We start from the raw sequence: 264 nt of genomic DNA, 5'->3' as shown, positions 1-264 counted from the left end.
AGGTTACTGTGGCTGCTCCCATACTAAAAGCCACCGACTCACTATGCTGCTCAATTTTTGGTTGTAGTAAATCCAGCAGATTGTGCTTACCTTCTAACACATCCAAGTTATTTTTTAGTCCATATTGCTCATAGGCGGCTTGCCACAATGGAGGAACCGTGGCGCTAGGCGAGTTATTTTCAAAGCTATTACTCATTAGGTCGCGTCCTTGCTCAGTCATTATCATTAGCCTCAGAATAGCACAACTTATTGTCTGTTTTATAG

Annotated in this window: 1 protein-coding gene; it reads right to left on the bottom strand. The window is 42.4% G+C overall.

The window, feature by feature from the left end; translation table 11 throughout:
- Window positions 1-220, bottom strand: a 220-nt coding sequence (locus tag AAEY83_RS15895) for a hypothetical protein (protein WP_351060506.1), incomplete at its 3' end; no start/stop codon positions are given.
- Window positions 221-264 lie beyond the last annotated feature (44 nt).

The sequence above is a fragment of the Psychrobacter sp. TB20-MNA-CIBAN-0197 genome, assembly GCF_040309765.1.
Classification (GTDB): Bacteria; Pseudomonadota; Gammaproteobacteria; order Pseudomonadales; family Moraxellaceae; genus Psychrobacter; species Psychrobacter submarinus.
This window is presented reverse-complemented; position numbering and strand designations above follow the sequence as displayed.